Source organism: Ramlibacter sp., assembly GCF_035706265.1.
Classification (GTDB): Bacteria; Pseudomonadota; Gammaproteobacteria; order Burkholderiales; family Burkholderiaceae_C; genus Ramlibacter.
Map to the genome: position 1 here is coordinate 1 of NZ_DASSVG010000719.1, position 6083 is coordinate 6083.

Annotated in this window: 8 protein-coding genes and 1 pseudogene; 7 read left to right on the plus strand and 2 right to left on the minus strand. The window is 69.9% G+C overall.

Going from position 1 to position 6083, the window contains the following annotated elements; translation table 11 throughout:
- Positions 1-428: pseudogene (locus VFM98_RS25745) on the minus strand (ribosomal RNA small subunit methyltransferase I); the annotation flags it as partial.
- Positions 428-1033: a Maf family nucleotide pyrophosphatase gene (locus tag VFM98_RS25750; RefSeq protein WP_325112734.1), complete on the minus strand. Its 606-nt coding sequence runs from the start codon at positions 1031-1033 to the stop codon at positions 428-430. The pseudogene VFM98_RS25745 and the gene VFM98_RS25750, both read right to left, overlap by 1 nt.
- A gap of 26 nt (positions 1034-1059) precedes the next feature.
- Here VFM98_RS25750 and VFM98_RS25755 point away from each other — a divergent pair, with 26 nt between their 5' ends.
- The 7 genes from VFM98_RS25755 to acpP all read left to right on the plus strand — a co-directional run.
- Complete coding sequence (locus tag VFM98_RS25755; RefSeq protein ID WP_325112735.1) at positions 1060-1605, plus strand: YceD family protein; 546 nt, start codon at positions 1060-1062, stop codon at positions 1603-1605.
- Positions 1606-1751: 146 nt separating this feature from the next.
- Complete coding sequence (gene rpmF, locus VFM98_RS25760) at positions 1752-1934, plus strand: 50S ribosomal protein L32 (RefSeq protein WP_325112736.1); 183 nt, start codon at positions 1752-1754, stop codon at positions 1932-1934.
- Positions 1935-2039: 105 nt separating this feature from the next.
- Positions 2040-3092: a phosphate acyltransferase PlsX gene (gene plsX, locus VFM98_RS25765; RefSeq protein ID WP_325112737.1), complete on the plus strand. Its 1053-nt coding sequence runs from the start codon at positions 2040-2042 to the stop codon at positions 3090-3092.
- Positions 3093-3094: 2 nt separating this feature from the next.
- Complete coding sequence (locus tag VFM98_RS25770) at positions 3095-4072, plus strand: beta-ketoacyl-ACP synthase III (RefSeq protein WP_325112738.1); 978 nt, start codon at positions 3095-3097, stop codon at positions 4070-4072.
- Positions 4073-4084: 12 nt separating this feature from the next.
- Entirely contained in the window at positions 4085-5035 is a 951-nt protein-coding gene (fabD, locus tag VFM98_RS25775) for an ACP S-malonyltransferase (RefSeq protein WP_325112739.1), read from the plus strand.
- The gene (gene fabG, locus VFM98_RS25780; RefSeq protein ID WP_325112740.1) at positions 5032-5784 is read left to right on the plus strand and encodes a 3-oxoacyl-ACP reductase FabG; all 753 of its coding nucleotides are present in this window, start codon (positions 5032-5034) and stop codon (positions 5782-5784) included. Before fabD ends, fabG begins: the two co-directional genes overlap by 4 nt.
- A gap of 87 nt (positions 5785-5871) precedes the next feature.
- On the plus strand, positions 5872-6083 hold a 212-nt coding region (gene acpP / locus VFM98_RS25785), incomplete at its 3' end, for an acyl carrier protein (RefSeq protein ID WP_325112741.1).

The window sequence follows — 6083 nt, forward strand, 5'->3', positions numbered from 1 at the left end:
AGCAGCAGGGACACCGGGCCCACCAGCGGCACCACCTCGATCCCGAGTTCGTGCGCGGCCCGCACCACCGACGATCCCGGATCGGCCACGGCCGGCATGCCGGCTTCGCTGAGCAAGCCCATGTCCTCGCCCTGCAGCGCCGCCTGCAGCAGCGGGCGTGCATCGAAGGACGCGGGAGCATGGTCGCCCTTCTTGTGCACTTCGCGCGGCAGCTCCGCGATGCGCTGCTGCTGCAAGGGCAGGGCGAGCGGCTGCACCTCGCCGACGCGCTTGAGCGTCGCGCGCGCGCTCTTCGCGTTCTCGCAGATCCAGTGCGCCAGGCGCGCCGCCACCGCCAGCGTGCCGGCCGGCAGCACCTCGCCGATCGGCACGGTCGCGGCGCAGCCGAAATCCAGCGGCGCGGGAACGAGGTAGAGCCGCCCCGGCATCAGAACACGCGCAGGCCCGCGGCGCGCAGCATGCGGCAGGTGCGGATCAGCGGCAGGCCCACCAGCGCCGTGGGGTCGTCGCTCTCGATCGCATCGAGCAGGGCGATGCCCGCGCCTTCGCTGCGCGCGCTGCCGGCGCAGTCGTAAGGCTGTTCGGCGCGCAGGTAGGCCTCGATCTCGGCTTCGTCCAGGGTGCGGAAGCGCACGCGCACCGGCGCCAGGTCGTGCTGCGCGAAGCCGGTCTCCTGGCACATCACGGTAAGCGCCGTCTGGAAGATGACCGTGCGGCCGCTCATGCGCTGCAGCTGTGCCACGGCATTGGGGTGGTTGCCGGGCTTGCCGAGCGGCTCGCCGTCGAGGTCCGCCACCTGGTCGGAGCCGATCACGATCGCGGCAGGATGCAGCCGGGCCACCGCGGCGGCCTTGGCGGCGGCCAGCCGGCGTGCCAGTTGCTCGGGCGTTTCGCCCGCCAGCGGCGACTCGTCCACGTGCGGCGGCTCCACCGCGAAGGGCAGGCGCAGCCGGGTCAGCAGTTCGCGGCGGTAAACGGACGTGGAACCGAGAACCAGCGCACGGCCGTGTGGGACAGCGGGAGACAGAACCATGGTGTCGATTCTCTTACACTGACTTCATGGCCAAGGACTTCGACCCGCACCGCCTGGACGTGCACCGCTTCGCCGAGGAGGGTGGCGTGATCGATTCCAGCGAGCACCTGCGCAGCTTCCAACGCCTGGTGGCGGAGACGCCGCCCGGCGCCGACATCGCCCGCAACGTGCGCTGGCGCGCGCGCGGCGAACTGCTGAACGCGCACCACCTGCAGCCGCAGGTCTGGGTGCACCTCGAAGCCGATACCACCCTGCCGCTGGTCTGCCAGCGCTGCCTCACCCCGGTGGACGTGCCGGTCGACGTGCGGCGCTCGTTCCGCTTCGTGGCCGACGAGGCCACCGCCGCAGCGGAGGACGACGAGGCCGAGGAGGACCTGCTGGCCCTGAGCCGCAGCTTCGACCTGCTGGAGCTGGTGGAGGACGAGCTGCTGATGGAGCTGCCGGTGGCGCCGCGCCACGACGTGTGCCCCGGCCCCGTGAAAATGTCCGTGTCCGACCCGGACTTCGACGCCGCCGCGGCGGAAAAGGACAATCCTTTCGCCGTCCTCGGCCGCCTCAAGCCCGGAAAGTAGGGGAGGCGCCGTCTTGGGCTATAATTGCGGGCTTCGCGCCAGAAGGCATCGGCCCATGCCGAAGAACGCCCGCGCACCCACCCACAGTTACAACCCGCTGCTGTCGACTTCCATCGGCTGCGGCACAGAGATTCCAGGAGCCCGCCATGGCCGTCCAGCAAAACAAGAAGTCGCCGTCGAAGCGCGGCATGCACCGTTCGCACAACGCGCTGTCCGTGCCGGGCATCGCGGTCGAGCCCACCACCGGCGAAACCCACCTGCGCCACCACATCAGCCCCACCGGCTTCTATCGCGGCCGCAAGGTGCTGAAGACCAAGAACGACGCCTGATCGCCGCATCCGGCGTAAGGCCCGGTTTGCTGCAGGCAGGCCGGGCTTTTTTCTTGTGCCACCCGTTCCGTTCGAGGGCTTCTGCGAGGCTCTACAGTTGAGGCCATGACGACCACCCTGGCAGTCGATTGCATGGGGGGCGACCACGGCCCCCGCGTCACGCTGGTCGCGTGCCGCCACTTCCTCGAGGCGCACCGCGATGCGCAGCTGCTGCTGGTGGGCGCACCGGCGGCGCTCGAGGCCCTGCACCATCCCCGCGCGCGCATCGTGCCCGCCACCGAAGTGGTGACTATGGACGATGCCGTCGAAGTCGCCCTGCGCAAGAAGAAGGATTCGTCCATGCGTGTGGCGATCCAGCAGGTCAAGGACGGCCAGGCCCAGGCCGCCGTCTCCGCCGGCAACACCGGCGCCCTGATGGCGCTCGCGCGCTACGTGCTCAAGACGGTCGAAGGCATCGACCGTCCTGCCATCGCCTACGGCCTGCCCAATGCGAAGGGCGGCGCCACCACCGTGCTGGATCTCGGCGCCAACGTCGATTGCACCGAGCAGCACCTGCTGCAGTTCGCCGTGCTCGGCTCGGCCCTCGTCTCCGCGCTTACCGAGAACGAGAGTCCCACCGTGGGCCTCTTGAACATCGGCGAGGAGGCGATCAAGGGCAGCGAGATGATCAAGAAGGCCGGCGAGCTGCTGCGCGCCGCCGGCAGCGCGGGCGACCTCAACTTCCACGGCAATGTGGAAGGCAACGACATCTTCAAGGGCACGACCGACATCGTCGTGTGCGATGGCTTCGTCGGCAACGTGATGCTCAAGACCAGCGAGGGCCTGGCCCACATGGTCGGCGGCTTCCTGAAGCAGGAGTTCGAGCGCACGCCCCTCACCCGCCTCGCGGCCGTGGCCGCGTACCCCGTGCTGTCCGCGTTCAAGAAGCGCGTGGATTCGCGCCGCTACAACGGCGCGGCGCTGCTGGGCCTGCGCGGCCTGGTGTTCAAGAGCCACGGATCCGCCGATGAGCTCGCTTTCGAGCAGGCGCTGGTCCGCGCTTATGATGCGGCCCGGCACAATTTGCTGGACCGCGTGCAGGCCCGCATCGCCCACGCCCGCCCGCTGCTGGTCGGCGCCGAGGGCGACGGGCAGCCGCAAGCGGTCACCACCTACTAGAAATGACCCGATATTCCCGGATTGCGGGGACCGGCAGCTACCTGCCCCCGAAGCGCGTCACCAACGCGGACCTGGCGGCGCAGCTCGCCACGCGCGGCATCGAAACCTCCGACCAGTGGATCGTGGAGCGCACGGGCATCCACGCGCGCCACTTCGCCGAACCCGACGTCCCGAGCAGCGAGCTGGGCGTGCAGGCCGCGCGCCAGGCGCTCGAGGCCGCCGGCCGCAAGCCCTCGGAGATCGACCTGATCATCGTCGCCACGTCCACGCCGGACATGGTGTTCCCCTCCACCGCGACCATCCTGCAGAACAAGCTGGGCATCGCGGGCTGCCCGGCGTTCGACGTGCAGGCCGTGTGCAGCGGCTTCATCTACGCGCTGACGGTGGCCGACGCCATGATCCGCACCGGCACCGCGCGCTGCGCGCTGGTGATCGGCTCCGAGGTGTTCTCGCGCATCCTCGACTTCGAGGACCGCACGACCTGCGTGCTGTTCGGCGACGGCGCCGGCGCCGTGGTGCTGGAAGCCTCCGACACGCCCGGCATCCTGGCCACCGACCTGCACGCGGACGGCAAGCACGTGGAGATCCTGTGCGTGCCCGGCGGCGTCTCGGGCGGCAAGGTGCACGGCAATCCGCTGCTGCGCATGGACGGCCAGGCCGTCTTCAAGCTGGCGGTGGGCGTGCTGGAGGACGCGGCGCGCGCCACGCTCCAGAAGGCCGGCAAGACCGAGGCCGACATCGACTGGCTGATCCCCCACCAGGCCAACATCCGCATCATGATGGGGACCGCGCGCAAGCTGAAGATGCCGAAGGACAAGGTGATCGTCACGGTGGACGAGCACGGCAACACGTCGGCCGCATCGATCCCCCTGGCGCTCGACGCCGCGGTGCGCACCGGCAAGGTGAAGAAGGGCGAGACGCTGCTGCTCGAAGGCGTGGGCGGCGGCTTCACCTGGGGCGCCGTCCTGCTGGACTTCTGAACTGACGACACCATGAAACCGTTCGCTTTCGTCTTTCCCGGCCAGGGTTCGCAGGCCGTGGGCATGCTCGATGCCTGGGGCGACCATCCGGCCGTCACGCAAACGCTGGCGGAAGCCTCCGACGCGCTCGGCGAGGATGTGGGCCGCCTGATCAAGGAAGGCCCCAAGGAGGCCCTGGCCCTCACCACCAACACGCAGCCTGTGATGCTGGTCGCCGGCATCGCCGCCTACCGCGCCTGGCTGGCCGAGGGCGGCGCCGAACCGGCCGTGGTGGCGGGCCACTCGCTGGGCGAGTACACCGCGCTGGTCGCGGCCGGCGCGCTGGCGCTGGCCGACGCGGCGCCGCTGGTGCGCTTCCGCGCCCAGGCCATGCAGGAAGCCGTGCCCGTGGGCGCCGGCAGCATGGCCGCCATCCTGGGGCTCGAGGCGCGGAAGGTGATCGAGGGCTGCGCCGAAGCGGTCCGCACCTTCGGCACCAACACCGCCGAAGCGGTGGAAGCGGCCAACTTCAACGATCCCGCGCAGACCGTGATCGCCGGCAGCAAGGCCGCCGTGGACAAGGCCTGCGAGGTGCTCAAGGCCATGGGCGCCAAGCGCGCGCTGCCGCTGCCCGTCTCCGCGCCCTTCCACTCCAGCCTGATGAAGCCGGCCGCCGACAAGCTGCGCGAGCGGCTGGCGCAGGTGAACTTCCAGGCCCCGCGCTTCCCGGTGATCAACAACATCGAGGTGAAGAGCGAGAGCGAGCCGGACCGCATCCGCGCCGCCCTGTACGAACAGGCCTTCGGCCCGGTGCGCTGGGTCGAGTGCGTGCGCGCGCTCAACGCGAGCGGCGCGGCCGTGATCCTCGAATGCGGCCCGGGCAAGGTGCTGGCCGGCCTGGTCAAGCGCATCGACGCGAGCATCCCCGCCGGCGCCGTCTACGATCCGGCCTCCCTCAACGAAGCCAAGGCGCTGCTGCAATGAGCACCCCCACCACGCTGCAGGGCCAGGTGGCCCTGGTCACCGGCGCCTCGCGCGGCATCGGCCAGGCGATCGCGCAGGAGCTCGCGGCGCGCGGCATGAAGGTCGTGGGCACCGCCACCACCGACGACGGCGCGGCGAAGATCACCAGTGCGCTCGCGCAATTCGCGGGCTGCAAGGGCGCGAAGCTGGACGTGAACGACGCCGCCGCCGCCGAAGCCCTGATCGACGCCATCGCCAAGGAACACGGCGCGCTGCACGTGCTGGTGAACAACGCCGGCATCACGCGCGACACGCTCGCCATGCGCATGAAGGACGACGACTGGGACGCGGTGCTGGACACCAACCTCAAGGCCGTGTTCCGCATGAGCCGCGCCGTCATGCGCACGATGATGAAGCAGCGCTACGGCCGCATCGTCAGCATCACCAGCGTGGTGGGCGCCTCCGGCAACCCGGGCCAGGCCAACTACGCCGCCGCCAAGGCCGGCGTGGCCGGCATGACGCGCGCGCTGGCGCGCGAGCTCGGCAGCCGCGGCATCACGGTCAACTGCGTGGCCCCCGGCTTCATCGAGACCGACATGACGGCGGCCCTGCCGGAGGAGCAGCAGAAGGCCCTCCTCGGCCAGATCCCCCTGGGCCACCTGGGCAAGCCGGCCGACATCGCGCACGCGGTGGCCTGGCTCGCCTCGCCCCAGGCCGGCTACGTGACCGGCCAGGAGATCCACGTCAACGGCGGCATGTTCATGGCCTGAGTGCCGCCACCCCCCGGACCACCCCAGCCGGAAACTCCGCCCGGCTTAAAATCGCGGATTCAACTCAAACCCTTAGAGGGAACCCCAATGAGCGATATCGAAGCACGTGTCAAGAAAATCATCGCCGAGCAACTCGGCGTCGAAGAGTCCCAGGTCACCAACGAAAAGGCCTTCGTCGCCGACCTCGGCGCGGACTCTCTGGACACGGTGGAACTCGTGATGGCCCTCGAGGACGAGTTCGGCATCGAGATCCCGGACGAGGACGCCGAGAAGATCACGACGGTGCAGAACGCCATCGA

Coding starts and splice junctions, on each gene's coding strand:
- fabG (WP_325112740.1), top strand. CDS start 5,032: ATGAGCACCCCCACCACGCTGCAGGGCCAGGTGGCCCTGGTCACCGGC.
- VFM98_RS25755 (WP_325112735.1), top strand. CDS start 1,060: ATGGCCAAGGACTTCGACCCGCACCGCCTGGACGTGCACCGCTTCGCC.
- VFM98_RS25770 (WP_325112738.1), top strand. CDS start 3,095: ATGACCCGATATTCCCGGATTGCGGGGACCGGCAGCTACCTGCCCCCG.
- VFM98_RS25750 (WP_325112734.1), bottom strand. CDS start 1,033: ATGGTTCTGTCTCCCGCTGTCCCACACGGCCGTGCGCTGGTTCTCGGT.
- rpmF (WP_325112736.1), top strand. CDS start 1,752: ATGGCCGTCCAGCAAAACAAGAAGTCGCCGTCGAAGCGCGGCATGCAC.
- plsX (WP_325112737.1), top strand. CDS start 2,040: ATGACGACCACCCTGGCAGTCGATTGCATGGGGGGCGACCACGGCCCC.
- fabD (WP_325112739.1), top strand. CDS start 4,085: ATGAAACCGTTCGCTTTCGTCTTTCCCGGCCAGGGTTCGCAGGCCGTG.